This is a genomic window from Lacrimispora sp., from assembly GCF_031982545.1.
Classification (GTDB): domain Bacteria; phylum Bacillota; class Clostridia; order Lachnospirales; family Lachnospiraceae; genus Lacrimispora.
On record NZ_DALYXB010000005.1, the window covers coordinates 158,124 to 175,561 of the forward strand.

At 43.2% G+C, this 17,438-nt stretch carries 13 protein-coding genes; 1 reads left to right on the forward strand and 12 read right to left on the reverse strand.

Annotated features, from left to right (window positions below):
* Positions 1-8: 8 nt before the first annotated feature.
* From ABS301_RS10165 to ABS301_RS10185, 5 genes are all read right to left on the reverse strand, one after another.
* Positions 9-1,691 carry a glycoside hydrolase family 13 protein gene (locus tag ABS301_RS10165; RefSeq protein WP_349672125.1) on the reverse strand — a complete coding sequence of 561 codons (1,683 nt, stop codon included), beginning with the start codon at positions 1,689-1,691 and terminating at the stop codon, positions 9-11.
* Between the two features lie 16 nt (positions 1,692-1,707).
* Positions 1,708-2,598, reverse strand: coding sequence for a carbohydrate ABC transporter permease (locus ABS301_RS10170; protein WP_349672126.1), 891 nt, complete (start codon positions 2,596-2,598; stop codon positions 1,708-1,710).
* A complete protein-coding gene (locus ABS301_RS10175; protein WP_502877959.1) occupies positions 2,595-3,635 on the reverse strand; it encodes a carbohydrate ABC transporter permease in 1,041 nt (346 codons plus the stop codon). Before ABS301_RS10175 ends, ABS301_RS10170 begins: the two co-directional genes overlap by 4 nt.
* 69 nt (positions 3,636-3,704) lie before the next feature.
* Positions 3,705-5,045: an ABC transporter substrate-binding protein gene (locus ABS301_RS10180; protein WP_349672127.1), complete on the reverse strand. Its 1,341-nt coding sequence runs from the start codon at positions 5,043-5,045 to the stop codon at positions 3,705-3,707.
* A 278-nt stretch (positions 5,046-5,323) separates the two neighbouring features.
* Complete coding sequence (locus tag ABS301_RS10185; protein ID WP_349672128.1) at positions 5,324-5,938, reverse strand: peptidase E; 615 nt, start codon at positions 5,936-5,938, stop codon at positions 5,324-5,326.
* Between the two features lie 93 nt (positions 5,939-6,031).
* Between ABS301_RS10185 and ABS301_RS10190 the strand changes: the two genes are divergently transcribed.
* Positions 6,032-6,982: a helix-turn-helix transcriptional regulator gene (locus tag ABS301_RS10190; protein WP_349672129.1), complete on the forward strand. Its 951-nt coding sequence runs from the start codon at positions 6,032-6,034 to the stop codon at positions 6,980-6,982.
* A 90-nt stretch (positions 6,983-7,072) separates the two neighbouring features.
* On the opposite strand, the gene ABS301_RS10195 is transcribed toward ABS301_RS10190, so the two are convergent.
* The 7 genes from ABS301_RS10195 to ABS301_RS10225 form a co-directional block, all read right to left on the reverse strand.
* Entirely contained in the window at positions 7,073-8,086 is a 1,014-nt protein-coding gene (locus ABS301_RS10195) for a LacI family DNA-binding transcriptional regulator (RefSeq protein WP_349672130.1), read from the reverse strand.
* Between the two features lie 102 nt (positions 8,087-8,188).
* Entirely contained in the window at positions 8,189-11,338 is a 3,150-nt protein-coding gene (locus tag ABS301_RS10200; protein WP_349672131.1) for an alpha-mannosidase, read from the reverse strand.
* 21 nt (positions 11,339-11,359) lie between these two features.
* Positions 11,360-12,181 carry a carbohydrate ABC transporter permease gene (locus tag ABS301_RS10205; protein WP_349672132.1) on the reverse strand — a complete coding sequence of 274 codons (822 nt, stop codon included), beginning with the start codon at positions 12,179-12,181 and terminating at the stop codon, positions 11,360-11,362.
* A 12-nt stretch (positions 12,182-12,193) separates the two neighbouring features.
* Positions 12,194-13,072, reverse strand: coding sequence for a carbohydrate ABC transporter permease (locus ABS301_RS10210; RefSeq protein WP_349672133.1), 879 nt, complete (start codon positions 13,070-13,072; stop codon positions 12,194-12,196).
* 78 nt (positions 13,073-13,150) lie between these two features.
* A complete protein-coding gene (locus ABS301_RS10215) occupies positions 13,151-14,572 on the reverse strand; it encodes an extracellular solute-binding protein (RefSeq protein ID WP_349672134.1) in 1,422 nt (473 codons plus the stop codon).
* Between the two features lie 100 nt (positions 14,573-14,672).
* Positions 14,673-15,929 (reverse strand): ABC transporter substrate-binding protein, encoded by a 1,257-nt coding sequence (locus tag ABS301_RS10220; RefSeq protein WP_349672135.1) that lies wholly within the window; start codon positions 15,927-15,929, stop codon positions 14,673-14,675.
* 3 nt (positions 15,930-15,932) lie between these two features.
* Positions 15,933-17,438 carry a response regulator transcription factor gene (locus tag ABS301_RS10225; protein WP_349672136.1) on the reverse strand — a complete coding sequence of 502 codons (1,506 nt, stop codon included), beginning with the start codon at positions 17,436-17,438 and terminating at the stop codon, positions 15,933-15,935.

Consider the following 17,438-nt stretch of genomic DNA (forward strand, 5'->3'; position numbering starts at 1 on the left):
CATTCAGGTTATTTCTTTTGCAGGTAATAAGCTGCCGCTTCATAAGGTAGCAGCCGGCTATGTCTTTGTTGCAAAGAGTCATTGTAGTTATGAATCAGACACGTTGCATCCTCTCTAAAAAATTCTTCGGGTAAGGATAGGGCTGCCTCCTCATCAGAAAAATTGCAAACCACCAGCAGTCGTTGTTCTCCCAGACTTCGCAGATAGGCAAATACCCGGGTGTCCTCTTTCATAATCAGTTCATAATTTCCATAAACAATAATCTCATAATTCTTCCGAAGCTCAATCAGTTTCCTGTAATAATGAAACACAGAGTTTTCATCTGCCAGTTCTTTTTCCGCATTAATTTCAATATAATTAGGGTTCACAGAGATCCAGGGCTCTGCATTGGTAAATCCGGCCTCCGGGCCATCATCCCACTGCATGGGAGTCCTTGCATGATCCCTGCTTTTGCACCTTAAATACCTCATCATGGTTTCATGGTCTACAAGGCCTTTTCCAGTAAGCTCTTTATATGCATTCAGACTCTCAATATCCCGGAACTGGGACATTTCTGTAAATGGATAATTGGTCATCCCCAATTCCTCTCCCTGATAGATATAAGGAGTCCCTCTCATCATATGAAGGCAGGTTGCCAGCATCTTGGCGGAAACCTCTCTGTAACGGCTGCTGTCGTCGCCAAATCGGGAAACCGCTCTTGGCTGGTCATGGTTATCCCAGTATAAACTGTTCCAGGCATCGTCTCCCAGTTCCTCCTGCCATCTGGAGAGTATGCGTTTTAACCGCAGCAGATCCGGCTTTTTATCCGTCCACTTTAGCAGTTCACCGTCTCCCTCCACATGTTCAAAATGGAAAACCATATTTAATTCCTGTTCTCCGGCTCCTGCATATTTTCTGGCTTCCTCCACCGTAACCCCTGCAGTCTCACCGACTGTCATCAAATCATACTTAGATAAAACCTTTTCATTCATTTCTTTCAGATAAGTATGAACCTTTGGTCCATGGACTGCGTAGGGTGAAAAATCCCCATAAAGCCCGCCTTTCACTTCTCCGTCTGGAAGGGAGGGGGTTTTGGAAATCATGCTGATTACATCCATTCGAAAACCATCGATTCCTTTTCTGCACCACCAGTCCATCATTTGAAAAATTTCATTTCTGACAGCCTCATTCTCCCAGTTTAAATCCGGCTGCTTTGGGGAGAACAAATGCAGGTAATACATGCCTGTTTTCTCATCCTTTTCCCATGCAGAGCCTCCAAAGCAGGAACCCCAGTTATTGGGCGGATTTATCTCTCCTTTTCCCTCTCTCCAGATGTAATAATCCCGGTAAGGATTCTCCCTGCTGCTCCGGCTCTCCATAAACCACGGATGCTCATCAGAGGTATGATTCACCACCAGATCCATAATAATTCTGATTCCGTTTTCATGGGCCTCTTTTAACAAATCATCAAAATCATTCATGGTTCCGAACTCATCCATAACCTTTTTGTAATCACTGATATCATATCCATTATCATCGTTGGGGGATTGATAGACAGGTGACAGCCAGATTACATCAATTCCTAATAGCTTTAAATAGGAAAGCTTCTGCCTGATCCCGTTTAAGTCGCCAATCCCATCTCCATTGCTGTCTTTAAAACTTCTGGGATAGATCTGATATACAATTGCCTCTTTCCACCATTTTCGTTCCATCTCAGACTCCTTTCCATTATTTAATTGCCCCTTCTACCATTCCCTGTATAATCTGCCTCTGGGCACATAAAAACAGAATCACAATGGGAATCATGGCAAGAAATGCGGCTGCCAGGATTAAATCCCACTGCTTGACATAGGAACCTACAAAGCTGCTCACTGCAACAGGCAGGGTTTTGATTCTTCCATTGAGCCCCAGCATCAGGGAAGGAAGAAGGTAATCGTTCCAGATCCAGATTCCGTTTAGAATCAGCACAGTCATCTGCACAGGCTTTAACAACGGAAAAACGATCTGGAAAAATGTATTTTCCGGACTGCAGCCATCAATCCATGCTGCTTCCTCCAGTTCTTTTGGAATTCCCTTTATAAATCCATGAAGAATAAACACAGACAAGGAGCCTCCAAAGCCCAGATAGGCAGTAATGATACCGGTATAGCTGCTTAACAAAGGAATTCCTGTAAATTCAGATACCTTGCGAAACGTAGACAAAAGAGGAAGCATGACCACCTGAAACGGGATAACCATGGAGGCCACAAACATCATGAAAATCAACTGGGACCATTTTGTCTTATTCCGAACCAGTACCCACGCCGCCATGCTGGAAAATAAGGTCAGTAAAATAAGACTGACTGCAGTGATGTACAAGGAACTTCCAAAGGATTTCCAATAGCTGAAATTCTGGTTTCCAATGACATTTTTTAAGTTAATAAACAGTTGTCCCCAGTCAGACGGAGGCGCGATGGGGCTGATTACAATATCTGCACTTTTTTTCGCTGCATTAAATACCACAAGAATAAAAGGTGACAGCACAATCAGTGATAGTATGAGACCAAACAGCTCAGGAATCAGTTGTTTTGACTGCCTTGCATCCCATGTTGTTTTGTTCCTCCCGCTAATTTCTTTCATAGTTCCACCTCCCTTTTCTTACTGATGGAAACCTGAGTAAGAGATACGGCTGCCAGAATGAGAAAGAAAACCACTGCCTTTGTCTGCCCTTCCGCATATCTGTTTCTTGCAATCGCCGTATTATAAATATTAAGAGCCAGAAACTCCGTGGAAGCCACTGCCTTCGCTCCCAGAATCCGGCTGGGCGCTCCGTTTGTAATGGCATAGTTTAAATCGAACTGCTTAAAGGAATTGACCAGGGTAAGAAAGATACAAACTGTGAAGGTATTGGCAATCATAGGCAGCTTAATATGTAAGAGAGTTTTTAACGCTCCTGCCCCGTCTACAGCCGACGCTTCCAGAATATCTCTTGGAACTCCCTGAAGACCGGTAACATAAATCATCATAATATAACCGGCGTACTGCCATGTACTGACAATGAGAATTGCAAAAAATGCCAGATTGGGACTGGTCAGCATGGAAAGACTTCCTGCCACCAGGCTTGTGAATACTTTATTAAAGATAAACTGCCACACATATCCCAGAACGATTCCTCCGATTAAATTAGGGAGAAAAAAGGAAGCTCTGTAAAAATTTCTTCCCTTTACCCCTGAGGTACATAAAATTGCCAGGAAAAACGCAGCTATATTGACAGATACCATATTAAAAACCGTAAATAAGAATGTAATTAACAGCGAATATAAATAATCAGGAGCATGAAACATCTGTCCATAATTCTTAAGACCAACAAACTGGGTAAACTTAATTCCATTCCAGTCCGTAAATGAATAAAAAATGCCAAATATAAAAGGGATCAGCACGGTTATGAAAAAAGCGCCTATGAGAGGCAGCAGAAATAAACCATTTACAATCACCCTGTGCTTTTTTCCAGGAACCAGATAAAGACTAATCACAAGCAGAAGCAGCCCGCCCGCAAGTAATGGACCCCTTCCCAAAAAATTCCTGTTGTAAAAATCAAAATACAGCCCGCAGCAGACCATTGCTGCACCTATCGCTGCCGGCAGATATGTCGTTATTTTTTTTGCTTTTCCCTCCATACGACTCTCCTTTATCTATGCTTTGACGTTACCATATGGATACGGGCGGCTTTTGGCCGCCCAACCCGGTTATTTTTTCACATAGTCTGCAATGGCCGTCTGCATCATGTTTACAAATCCATCTTTGTCAACCTCTCCTTTTGCATACAGCTCAAACACTTTGCCAGTAGCATTCATGGAGATTCCTTCCGGCATCTTCGTCCATTGCCAGGAATAGGTATTTCCTGCATCCACATAGGTCTTTAAACTCATGGCCAAAGGTGTCTTTGGGCTAACTTTGCAGGTGGTATAAGGCGAGATCATACCGCAGTCGCTTACCAGACATTCCTGTCCTTCTTCTGTCAGGGCAAGTTCTTTTAAGAAAGCCTTGCATGCATCGATGTTCGTGCCTTTATTATAGACAGCCCACCAGGATGGACAGTCTGCAAGAACACCCTTCATCTCTTCCTTTGTAAATGCCAGAGGAGCGATTCCACATTCAAACTTCACACTATAATCCGGAAGAGAGGGATCAATCCAGTTCCCCTGGGTGATAAATGCAGTCTTTCCCTGTGCCCACAGAGCCAGCTGATCGTCATATGTTCCGGAAATCAGAGTATTCTTATCTGAATAATCAAACAGAAGCTTCATGAAATCTGCAAACTGCCCCAGACGCTCTGTGTCCGTCTTCCCGGATTTTAACTGATCAATATAAGTGGTGTCCCCTCTCTTTAACCCGCCTGATAAATAGTAACCAAACAGATGGTTTCCTGTTGACCAGTACATCTGTCCGGATTCAGCCGCAACTGAGCATACAGCGGACAGTCCCAGCTCCCCCTTTTTTTGATCGATGGCCTCAAAAGCCTTCTTAAACCCGTCATAATTGGTAAGAGAAGCGGGATCGATTCCTGCTGCTTTCAAAACGTCTTTATTATATGTAATACCATACCCTTCTACTGCATAAGGAAATCCTACAGTTTTTCCATCCTCTGACTTAAAACCAAACTCTGTCTGGGAAGCCCACTCCTCCCCGCTTAAGTCGGTCATATAATCCTTCCAGGTCTGATAATCTCCTTCGCCGCCAAATACAAATAAATCCGGCATATTGCCTGCTGCCAGGTATCCCTTCATGGTTCCATTGATGTCAACTCCGCCTCCAAGGGACTCAATTACAACCTCCTGACCGGTCTTCTCCTGATACTTTTTGGCAAACGCCTTTAAGGGCTCGTCGATTTCGATTTTTCCGTTTACAATCCGAATCGCCTGTCCCCCGGACTTAGCCTGGCTCTGACTTTCGCTCTTGCTGTCTGCAGACTGGCTTCCTGAAGAGGAGGCCACAGTTCCATCTGACTGTGCACTCTTTCCACAACCTGCAAGTGACAAAACCGCCGCTGCTCCCGCCATCGCCATAACCCATAAGTATTTCTTCATAATATACCCTCCATTATAAAATATGCTGTCAAAAAGTGATATTTTAATAATTATATTGTAACTTATGCGCATAAGTTCTATATATAGTATATTATCACTTTATGGAGGATATAACAAGAGTTTTTTTATTCATTTTCCAAGTTATTTTTAAAACAAAAAAAGGCTGCTTCGGGCTGTACTCTATGAAAAAAAAGGTACAAAACCAAGCACCTGAATAGAGAAAACGGCGGTTTTGAAGGCCGCCGTTCCATGGTGATACATTGTCAAGGTGATGTAAGTCAGTTTCTTTTGATGGCTATTTCATTACCGCTGACCGCAATCGCATCATGATTGCTAATGGGAGACAGGTTTAATACGGATGAATAGGTGTCCACAATTTTCTGCCCAATTTTTTTAAAAGGTGAATTGGTATAGTGGGGGACTGTATAAAAATCCACCAAACCTAACGCATCAAAATTTTCTAGGTCAGGCGCTTTTTCTGCTGAATCCATTCCTTTCGCATATTCAATGTTTGCAGATGCAACCATTGCCCCGGCAGATTCGCCAATATACAGTTTTCCGGCCTTAACTTCATCAATAATTATTTGATCTGCACCGCTTCGTTTCAATTCCTGCAGCAAAAAGAATGTATTGCCCCCTGTTACATAAATAAAATCGTTGTTTTTTATTTTAGCGTTGATTTCAGCAGTTGGAGCGGTTGATAGATCCAGCTCCTCAACCACCAGCCCCATCTTTTCAAGGGCCTTTCTTCCTTCTTTCACATAAAATACAACCTTTTCCGTTTTGCTTGCAGTGGGAATAAAGGTGACGGTTTTTCCGTTTAGGTCTTTCTCAAAGTCTTCAAATAAGTCAGCTACATCGCTAAAGGATGATACCAAAAATAGTTTTTTCATAATCCATTTAATCCTTTCTTTATGATCTTGAATCCAGTATAATCTATAATGGTGTCAATTAGTGAAACCATTTATCAGAAAAGAGGAAATGCTATGAATAAATCCCAGCGGCTTAATGATATGATGATATACCTCAATGATAAAAAGTCATTTAACTTAAAAAACATCATGGATCGATACTCCATATCCAAAAGTACAGCACTTCGGGATATTCAGTCCTTAGAAGAAATAGGTATGCCAATTTACTCCACATCCGGACGAAATGGCCACTATGGTATTCTTCCCAACCGTCTGCTGTCGCCCATTGTCTTTACCATTGATGAGGTTCATGCCTTATACTTTGCCATGCAAACCCTAAACGCTTATCAATCCACCCCGTTCCACTTAAATGTTAAAAAACTAAAGCAAAAGTTTGAAGGGTGCATATCAGAAGAACGAATACAAAAGCTGCGGAGAATGGAATTGATTTTTAGCTTGGGAAGTTACCAGAATAAAAAGGAATGCAGCTGTTTAGAGGACATTTTGAACATGGCCGTTGAGGAAAGAGTGTGCGAAGTAACCTACCAAAAGAAAGACAGTATAAATCAGTATTACGTTCAGTTTTTTGACATAACCTCTGCCTATGGACAATGGTATGCCACCGCCTACAATTTTCAGACAAAAAGACCGCAAGTATTCCGATGCGATAAAATTCATTCTGTAAATTCCTGTGATCAATATTTGCCCAAGCCGCTTTCTGAATTGCTTATTCCAGTGAAAGAGATGTTCCGAGAAAAAGATGCTGTTGACTTTGAAGTTGGGATTTCTGCAAGAGGTGCGGATATATTCTATAAGGAACATTATCCGTCTATGGAGCTGTTCCATGAAAATGGGAAAAATTATATAAGAGGCTTTTATAACAAAGGGGAAGAAACTTTTATCGCTAATTATTTTATTGCCTACGGTGAAAATATTTTATCAATAAAACCGAATCCCTTGAAGATGCTGGTTTTGGAACAATTGGAAACGATAAAAGACCACCTGCAGAAGAATTCCCCTGAATGAGGCGTCAAAGAAAGAGGGATTTGTCAATTTGATCCATCCCCCTATTAGACATCTCAACCTTTCAGTACTTATCTGTCAGATACAGAAACTCTACATTTTTCTCACGGAAGAACGCTCTACGATAAAAACCGGAAGCTGTTCAAAATTTAACCCGTAATCCTCTTCATTTATGATATGAAACAGCTTCTCCACCGTAATCCGGCTCTTTTCCGTTACATCCTGATGGACAGTGGTCAGTGCAGGCCTTACCAGACGGCTGCAGACATTGTCATCAAATCCCACGATGGAGAGTTCTTGTGGAATTTTCATTCCCCGGTCCTTTAGATCATTTAAAATATAAGCAGCATAATAATCCGATGCACAGATAAAGGCGGTAAAGTCCCCTGCCCGCTCATGTGCCTGGGATAATATTTGAGACAAATCAGCGCCGCTTGGCTTCAGCCGGATAAAGTTGTCCTCGTTCCATGGCAGTCCGGCACTGGTCAGTGCATCCCGGTATCCCATAAACCGCTGATAGTCTACTCCCATACAGTTATCTGCCAGAAATGCGATTTTCTGGTGACCGGACTGCAAAAGATATTCTGTAATCTCCCTGCCGCCTTTTCTGTCATCAATTCCAACATTGACGTATTCAAAGGTAACGTCTTCAAAATAGGCATCCACAAAAACCATGGGCTTTTTCATCTTCTTATTTAACAGTTCCCCGTCTTCCTTCTGCATTCCAAGAAGAATCAGACCATCTACATTCCAGCTGGAAACCGAGCTGATAATCTCTCCTATATCACTGGAAACATATAGCATGGTAAAATATCCCTTTGCGCGGACATACCGTTCCACAGCTCCGATCAGTTCCCCTGCAAACGGATCTTTTACAAAGTTATCGTATTTATTTTCACTGGCTTTCATCGCCAGACCGATGATTCCGGACCGGTTACTGGCCAGATTTCTGGCATTTCTGTTTGGAACATAGTCATATTCTTCAATCAGCTTCTTCACCTTTTCCACCATAACAGGCGATACTTCCCCCTCTTTTCCATGAATCACATTGGAAACGGTGGTTGTGCTGGTGCCAAGTAATTCCGCCATTTTTTTAATAGTAATCATTCCATGCTCCTTCCTCTTTCTGCAAACCCGCTAGAATTTCTCTTATCCATTCTATTACGGGATGTTGATTTATGCAAGCAGGAAGGAGCAGGAGCAGATTACCTATTTCAGTTTTATTTTCCAGGTTTTAATTTCATAAGGCTTTATGGTATAGGATGCGATGGCTTCTGAAAATGGGATTTCCTGTTCTTCCTCCTCCAGCATGCTGCATTCCCAGGCTCCAAGAATCTTAGTTCCAAAGATCATCTTTCCCGTGGTTCGCTGGTTTGCAGTCTCATAGAAACGGATGATCATATCATCGCCGTTTCGTTCCTCTTTTACCACTTCGATGATTACATTGTCTGCATCCGTTTTAACAAGAGAAAACCCACCTGGAAGACTGCCTCCATCCGTCTCCTTTATTTTTGCAGTCATGGGATTATTGAGAAGATAAGCTCTCTTTGGGGTACCAGCCTCTTTCCAGTCCCCCTTATGGGGATAAATGGAAAATACAAAGCTGTGATGTTCCTTGTCTGCATCAGGATTTGGATATACCGCTGATTTTAACATGGAAATTCCAATTTCTCCATTGTGAACGTGGCAACCATACTTACAGTCATTTAACACACTGACGCCGTAATTACCCTCGGAAACATCAAGCCATTTATGCATGCAGACCTCAAATCTGGCATAATCCCACATGGTGTTATAGTGGGTTTTCCGCTTTACATTTCCATACTGAATATCAAAGACAGCCTCGTCTGTATGAATGTCAACGGGTATGATGGATTTCATAAAGATATTTTTTTCTTTCCAGTCGATCTCGTTTTGAATCAGAATCTCAGGGCTGTCAAAGTTAAGGGAAATATACTGGCAAATGACAGAATCCAGGTAATTTCTCTTTACACAGACCGTGGCACGGACCGGGCCGTTTTCCACCAGTTCCATGGAGGCCACATTGGTAATTTCCCAGGATTTTTCCACATAATAATTATTTACATCCCAGGCATCGTAATTATGGGGACGATCTTCATAGGTCATCAGCACATTGGCGCATTTCTGATCCGGAAGGACTTCACGCTCCATAATCTTATCGTAGATGGAGGATATCTGCCCTTTCTCATTTAGAACAACACGGAGAAACTGGTTTTCCAGATGCTTCACGTCTGCCGTGAGCGTGGTTGCAGCCCCATTTCCATTGTCTTCAGTCAAAGCGAAGGTGCGATAGCCCTTTGAGGGTACCCCGGATACCCCAAAGAGCAGAGTTCCATCTTCTGTGATCTGAACCGGCAGCCTGTACTCTCCGTCTGTGACTCCAGGGTTTTTCATACCCTCCGGCAGCTTTACTTTCACCAGTCCTTCTCCTGAGACACTGTTGGGATTAAAGACAACCACAGTGTTTCTAGTCCCGGCTATCTGTTTCGTCACTTCATCCAAAGCCAGATCCACTAATTCTTTACCGGTCTTTGTAATCTTCTCATACTCGTTTCCGGAATCCTCATACACCTCTTTGATGGATGAGCCTGGGAGAATATCATGGAACTGATTTCTTAAAATAACTTCCCAGCTTTCATCTATGGTCTTTTTCGGATAGGAACTGTTTGTCAGTATCCGGTTCAGCATTCCGAAGCATTCCGCATTTTCAAAAAGGAACTCAGACTTGCGGTTGTATTTTTTATTTCTTGCCATAGAGGTATAGGTTCCCCTGTGATATTCCAGGTAAAGCTCTCCTACCCAGGAGGGCAGATACTTTTGTCCCTTTACGTCCTGTTCCAGATTTTCAAAAAATTGTCTGGAGGTTGTCATTTTGGTTTTAGGACAGCCTGGAATTCCTTTTTCAAGCCTTCTCTGGTTTTCCAGCATGTCTTTAGTCGGACCGCCGCCTCCGTCACCGTACCCAAAGGACATCAGCACTTCATTATTTAAGTATTTCTGACTATACCGCTCCCAGGCACCTTTTACATAGGTGGGATTTAAATAGGCGTTATAGGTGGTAAAATGCTCAGTCTCCGTTCCCCCTAAAACTGCAGCCTTATTATATTCCCTGCTGGGGCTGAAGTGAGTCAGGATTTTGGTTCCGTCAATTCCCTCCCAGTAGAAGGTGTCATAGGGCATTTTATTAAATTCATTCCAGCTGATTTTGGTTGTCATAAAATACCGGATTCCGCATTTTTTCATAATCTGGGGCAGCGCGGCAGAATATCCGAATACATCTGGAAGCCACAAAATCACATTGTCTGTTCCAAACTCTTCCCGGAAGAATTCCTTCCCGTGAAGAAACTGCCTGACCAGTGATTCTCCAGACGATAAATTGCAGTCCGCCTCCACAAACATGCCGCCCTCTGTTTCCCATCTTCCCTCTGCCACCCGTTTCTTAATCTCTTCATATACATCGGGAGCGTTCTTTTTCACATATTTGTAAAGCTGGGGCTGGCTGGACATGAAGAGATATTCCGGATACTGTCTCATCAGTTCCAGAACCGTAGAAAAGCTTCTCACTGCTTTATCCTCTGTAACAGCCAGAGTCCACAGCCACGCCACATCAATGTGGGTATGGCCCACACAGCATATGGTTTTACTTTCACCTCCACAGTAGCGGTCATAAAATGCTTCCTTCATATAGGTGGATGCCTTTTTTAAACACTCATAGTATTCCGGAGAATACTCCTTTCTTAAATCCAGCAGATTCAAAGATTCATTTGCTGCCGATAAGATGGTGATGCAGCTGCTGTCACCGTCAGGCAGCAGTTTTGCAGCTTCATAGGGAACGGATACATCATAAAAATACTGTTCCGTCTCCTGGTCGAGGATGCGGACTTTAGAATCCATCACCAGCTTAAAGTTCTGGTCTCCCGTAAAAGCAGATAAAATGATCCGGAAGGTTTCTCCTGCTTTTGCCTGTCTGGTTAAAAGCACTTCCCGATGATTCACATCAAGCCCCTGGCGCCTGATTCCGTTTACATAAATGGTAAACTGAGGATTTGTGGCATCCCAGAAACCTTCCCTTCCTGTCCGCAGTTCATAAACCACACACTGGTCTTCCCATTCTTCTGGTATGGTAACTTCCGTCTCAAACCAGTAATACTCCCTGTGTCCACCCCAAAGCTCTTCTTTTGACAGCACCTCCCATGACTGGGTATCCAGATCACTGACATGCTCAAACCGTTCTGCCGATTTGAGCATCCGGTACTCTGATACAGGAATATCTTCTTTATAGATCAAAGACTGTAAATCACTTAACAGCTTACCGATTCTCTCTTTTATTAAAATCACGTGAAATTCCTCCTTTTTTTATCAGCCCTTGGCTGCTCCAGCCATATTAAAGCCTTTTGACATGTAATTCTGAGACAGAACATAAAGGACAATGGAGGGAACTGCATAAACTGCAGAATACGCTGCCAACTGTCCATAAATCACCATCCCATGCTGCCCGAAAAACTGATAAAGTGTCACCGAAGCGGGAAACTTATCCAGGGTCTGCAGTAAAATATATGGCACAAAGAAATTGCCCCAGCTTCCTGAAAAGGTGAAAATAAAAACCACACAAATCCCCGGAAACATAAGAGGTGCAATAATCTTTCTTAAGCTGTCAAAGGCAGATGCCCCATCCACCCATGCAGCCTCCTCCAGCTCCACTGGCACATTATCCATAAAATTCTTCATCAGCCAGATTCCATACGGCATGGATGTTGCCGTAAGAAATAATATGAGCCCTCCAATCTTATCATACAACCCAACGGTCAGAAACATTTTATAAACGGGGACCATCACTGCTGTAATGGGAAGTGAGGTCATAAATAAAATCGTATATAAAAACATGTTCTTATAACGAAGTTCGTATCTTGACAGGGGATATGCCGCAAACCCTGCAATCAGCACCACCAGTACGGACTGTCCTAAGGAGATGAGAAGCCCATTTCCAAACGCTCTCTGATTTGCCCGATTAAGCAGTATGGTTTTATAATTCTCCATGGTCCACTGAGATGGCATTTTCACTGCCTGGGAAGCATTGGCATCAAAGGAGGCAAGTAAAATCCAGAGAAGAGGCAGGGCAAATATGAAAGCTAAAATTGTGAGTATCAGGTAAGGGATTGTTTTACGAAATTTCCAATACATGTGGTTGCCTCCTTAATCATTTCTCATAATTCTGGTATAAAATACGCTCAGAACAATTCCAATCACCAGGAGGATCATGGATATGGCAGTTCCATATCCCAGCTGCTGGGAAATAAATGCCTGTCTGTACATAAAGATGGGAAGTGTCAGGGTTTTTGTTCCCGGACCACCGCCTGTCATCATATAAATCAATCCGAACACTCCAAGAGTGGACAGAGTATTTAGCATGGTATTGGTAGCAATGGTATTTTTAATACAGGGGAGGACAATCCGGATCATGGTCTGAAAAGGCCCTGCTCCATCCACTTTTGCCGCTTCCTCAATATCTGCAGGAACCCCATCCAGTGCTGACTGGAAGTTCATCATGGAAAATGCTGTTCCGTGCCAGATATTTGCCAGTATTACCGTAAGCATGGGAATTGCAAATAAAAATTCCACTTGCGGCAGGTGGAAAAAAGAAAAGATCTGGTTTAAGGTTCCGCTGTCTCCAAAAAAAGTGCTGCAGCAAAGAGCAACTACTACCTCAGGCATAATCCAGCCTGCCAAAAAAATGGGACCTACAATTCCTCTGAAAACCCTGTTCTTATTTCTCATATTAAGAGCGATGATAAAACCTAAAACCTGCTGCCCAATCAGGCTTCCAAGCAGGAATACCAGAGTGTTACCAATGCTGATGCGGACAGTTCTGTCTTTAAACATGGTAAAATAATTACTCAGTCCGATAAATTTTAACTGCCTGGCATTCTCCCCTGACAAAGCCAGGTTTGTAAAGGAGTAATATACCGTAAGCAGAATGGGAGTGACAAAGAAAACTAGCAGAAGCAGGACTGACGGCATTAACAGTACCGATTTTTTAGCCTCTTCCAACAGGCCGCTTTGTTTTTTATTCATAGTTGCCTCCTTATGGAATGCGGGTAACGGGAAGGGCAGGTACTGAACTAACCTGCCCTCTCTGACCTCATTTTGACTTTATTTTTCCACTACATTTTCCGCGCCTACGCTGTTGGTCACATCTGACTGATACTGTGCCATTGCATCCTCCGGGCTGGTACCGGACACGACGGATTCCACCATCGTCTGAATGTGGGTGGTAACAGTCGTATACTGGCTGTTTCTCGGACGATAGAACGCGCCTGAGAGGAAGCCGGTGCAGGTTTCCATAAAAGGCTGGGAAGAATAGGAAGCATCTTTTGCAATGTCGGTTCTTGTGGCAATATTTCCCTGAGCAATAATGGTATCTAAGTAGACATCATAGCTCATGCAGTGTTTGATAAAATCCATGGCTGCATCTTTTTGATCGGACAGATTTGGTATGGATAATGCCCAGCCACCTGACATGGTAACATTGCCCGGCGCCTGTCCTTCACTGGTCGGCATTGCTGCAATTCCAAGCTTATCCTTATACTCCGGCCACGGTGCAGCTCCTGTCTCCTTGTAGTTTCCTGTCATCCAGTAACCATCTAACGTGATGGCCAGTTTGCCTTTTGGTAAATACTCTCTGGAAGCGATGTTACCTGCCTCACCATTTAATACTTTTGATAAGGAAGGACCGTAACCATCTTTATAAATTGTGCTGACAAAATTTAATGATTTTAAAATATTATCACTTTTTACAATCCATTTGTTGTTATCAAGAAGCTGCTCTCCTGTTCCGTAAAGAAGCATCTCATAGGTCTGCATGGAAGTTGCTTCGCCGGTTGCTACGCCGGAGTTGCACCAGAATGGAACTACATCCGGACATTTTTCTTTGATTACCTTGCAGGTATCAAGGACATCCTGCCAGTTTTTAGGCTGCCAGTTGGTATCAAGTCCTGCTGCTGCAAATACATCCTTGTTGTACCAAAGCCCTCTTGTATCTGTACTATAAGGAATTCCATATACACTTCCGTCATCATAGGTAACACCATCAACCAGTGCACCGTAGAAGGTTCCGTCATTCCATTCCTTATAATCCTTTAAATAGCTGGAAAGATTGGTTAAATATCCGGCAGCCACGTCTGAGGGCAGCTGGAAGGTATCTTCACATACGATATCCGGCGCCGTATCAGCAGACTGAAGAGCCAGAGCCACCTTTGCAAAATAATCTCCCTCTGATGCGGTGATGGGTGCAATATCCAGTTCAATGGAGTCTTTCTTGTCATAGGTTTCATAGGCGTGTTCAAACCATTTTTTCAGCACATCGCTTCCGTCATTTCGAAAGGTAATGCTGATCTTAGTCTTTCCTGCTGCCGCTGTTGTCTGACCAGCTGGTTTTTCCGTCTCCTTTTGTGTGGCTGCCGCTGTACTTCCTCCCTGGGTTTCTGACTTGCCTCCTGCCCCCTGACAAGCCGTTAAGGAAAGCGCCATAACTGAAGCAAGCGCTGCTGCCTGAATCCGTTTCATTTTTTTCATAATACCCTCTCCTTTTTATTTGTTAGATGAATCATAGCATAAGACATTTCCCCGGTGTATTCCAAATTTTTAGAAAAGGGGTGTAATTTTAACCTCCGCCTTACCGTTCCAGAATGGCGCTGCGGATTTCTCCCTGAAGCCTTGCCCCAACTGCCTGGGGCGTCATGGATTTGTCTCCGAAAAAGTCCGACATTGCCCCTGCAATGGAATCAGATATAATAAACCATGTGGAATAGGTGCTTTTTAAAACACTCTGGTTTCGTTCCCGTTCCACAAACGCATCAGAAAGTCCCCGCACTTTCCCCGGATTGACACACACATCAGTTCTGACAGAAAGGCTGTAGGTGTTTTTATAATAAGATTTGGCAACCTCCGGGGAAGTGATGTAATCCAGCAATTTTAATGCTTCCCCCTCATCTGCAGTCTCAGTAACCCCGATCATATCTCCCTGAAATAAAAAAGTCTGCTTTTGAATATAAGGAATTTCCGCTATCTCATAATTAATCTGGCTGGCGGAATGCTCTAAAAGTGACATGGAGCTTAGCCTGGCAACCGCAATCTTTACATATCCACTGGAAAAAGCCTGCATAAGATCCTTCTGATTCCAGTTAATCACGTCCTGGGCAATGATTCCTTCATCCCTCATTTTTCCAAGTATCTCGTACAATTTCAGGCTGTTATCCGAATCCAGACCTCGCAGATTCCCCCCTGCCGAATAGACCAGCTGAAGAAAACTGGAAGCAATATCTTCCTTGTTTTTGACAGCGATCCCAAAGCTGTAGGTCCCCAGACTTTTGGTCTCTCTGCAGAGATTATAAAAATCATCCATATTATCGGGTATCTCTTTTTTGTACCTTGCCAAATGGTCTTTATTATAAAACACCACATATGGATTGCTGGTAAAGGGAACGCCATAGCAGATTCCATTTACCACACAGCTGCCATAGGCATGCTTTAAAAACCGGCTGGTTCTCTCCCCCGTCATATAATCGGACAAATCCCGGAGAATATCCATGGACTGGAGTGCAGGCGTCATCACGCTGTCACAGATAATTAAGTCAGGAAGACTGTTCTGATCCTTATATAGACAGAGCTGCTTTTGAAATGCTGACTGAGCCACATACTCAGTAACCACCTTTGGATTACCCGGTATGGCAGAATATTCATCCAGTATTTTCTTTAAGTATTCATCACTTTCATCCTCTTTATAAACTGCCATAATCACCAGCTTTTTTTCTGCATTACCAGGACGGTGTACCACATTGGTTTCCCTGCTGAAATTAACCAGAACCCCCATCAGCAAAAGAAATACAACGGTCCAGGCTAAAATCAGTAATTTACCAATTCTTCGGTTCAAGGTCTATACCCCCTTTCTGTAATCCGACGGGCAGACACCTGCAATGGAACGAAACACCTTATTAAAATACTTGGTATCCTTAAACCCCACAAGCTCCGCTACCTCATAGATTTTATATTTACCGGAGGCAAGCAGCTTTTTTGCCGTACTGATGCGAAATTCCCCTAAAAATGCAGTAAAGTTGATTCCCATTTCCTTGGTAAACAGTTTGCTTAAGTATTCCGGCGTAATTCCTACCAGTTCCGCCGCATCAGTCAGGGATATTTCCCTGGCATAGTTCTGTCTTATAAATCCAATAACATTTAGAATCATCCCGTTGTCTGTCAGTGTCGTGCTGTCCCTTTCATCTGTCACCATACCGATAATCTTCCAGTAATTATTTAAAAACACCTCTCTGATTCCGGTTTTCATCATATCGTTTAAAAGATACTGGTACAGCCCGTCTATATCTTTTTCCTTCATCAGTTCTCTTGCTGTATCAAGAATTGCCATGACAAAACGTACCGTATGGTTCTTTATTGTTTCAGGCCGCTCTCTGCGTAATATTACCTGCTCCTCAAATAGCCCTGCCATACGTCTGATACCATCCTGATTTCCATTCTTTATTTCCCGCTTTACTCCATGCTCCAAATATTCCGGATAATCAATCCGTTCAAAAGCCAGACCCTTTATAAGCTCCTGATCAATCATACAGCTTTCAGAGAACAGGAAACTGTAAGATAAGCTGTCCTGCATCTGCCGGATTACCTCCTTTAATTCTCCAATGCCATAGATGCTTTCAAAACTAATTAAAAATTCTCCCTTCTCCTTTAGTTCTTTTAAAATTCTGGTCTGAAACAGATTTTTTAAATAGCGTACACTTTGTCCGTCTAATATCATCACCAGTATCTGCCGTTCATAAGGCAGCAAAAAGGTATAAAAGCTGGTCAGGCAGTTTGATTCCATACTAACCTTTAGCAGTTCAGCCATCTGCTTTGTGGTATCCTCCAGAATGCTTTCCGACTGTATTAAAAACAGAGAAATCTCCTGACCGTTCTGGTAGCGGATTTCACTCACAAGCTGCCTCATTGCTTCCTCTTTTAATTCTCCGGTCAGAAGGGAAAACAGCAGCTGCTGGGGTGATACCGTCTTTGCCCTGGTCTTTGACAGCCTGTTTTCCACAGTCTCTAACACACTCATAATGTCCTCTACACTCAAAGGCTTTAAAAGATATTCCACCACAGACAGCTGAATTGCCTTCTGAGCATATTCAAATTCCGAATAGCCGGTCAGTACAACTGCAGCGGCCTCACATCCCTCTTTTCTCATCCGTTCAATCATGACCAGGCCGTTCATCTGAGGCATGTTAATATCTGTGATGACCACATCAGGCTGTAACCGCAAAGCCTCCAAAAGTCCCGTCTCACCATCACTTGCCCCTCCCACCACCTGGTGCCCGGTATAGGTCTCGATAATTTTAATAATTCCGTTTCTTGTATTGGGTTCATCTTCTACAACGAGAATTCTCAT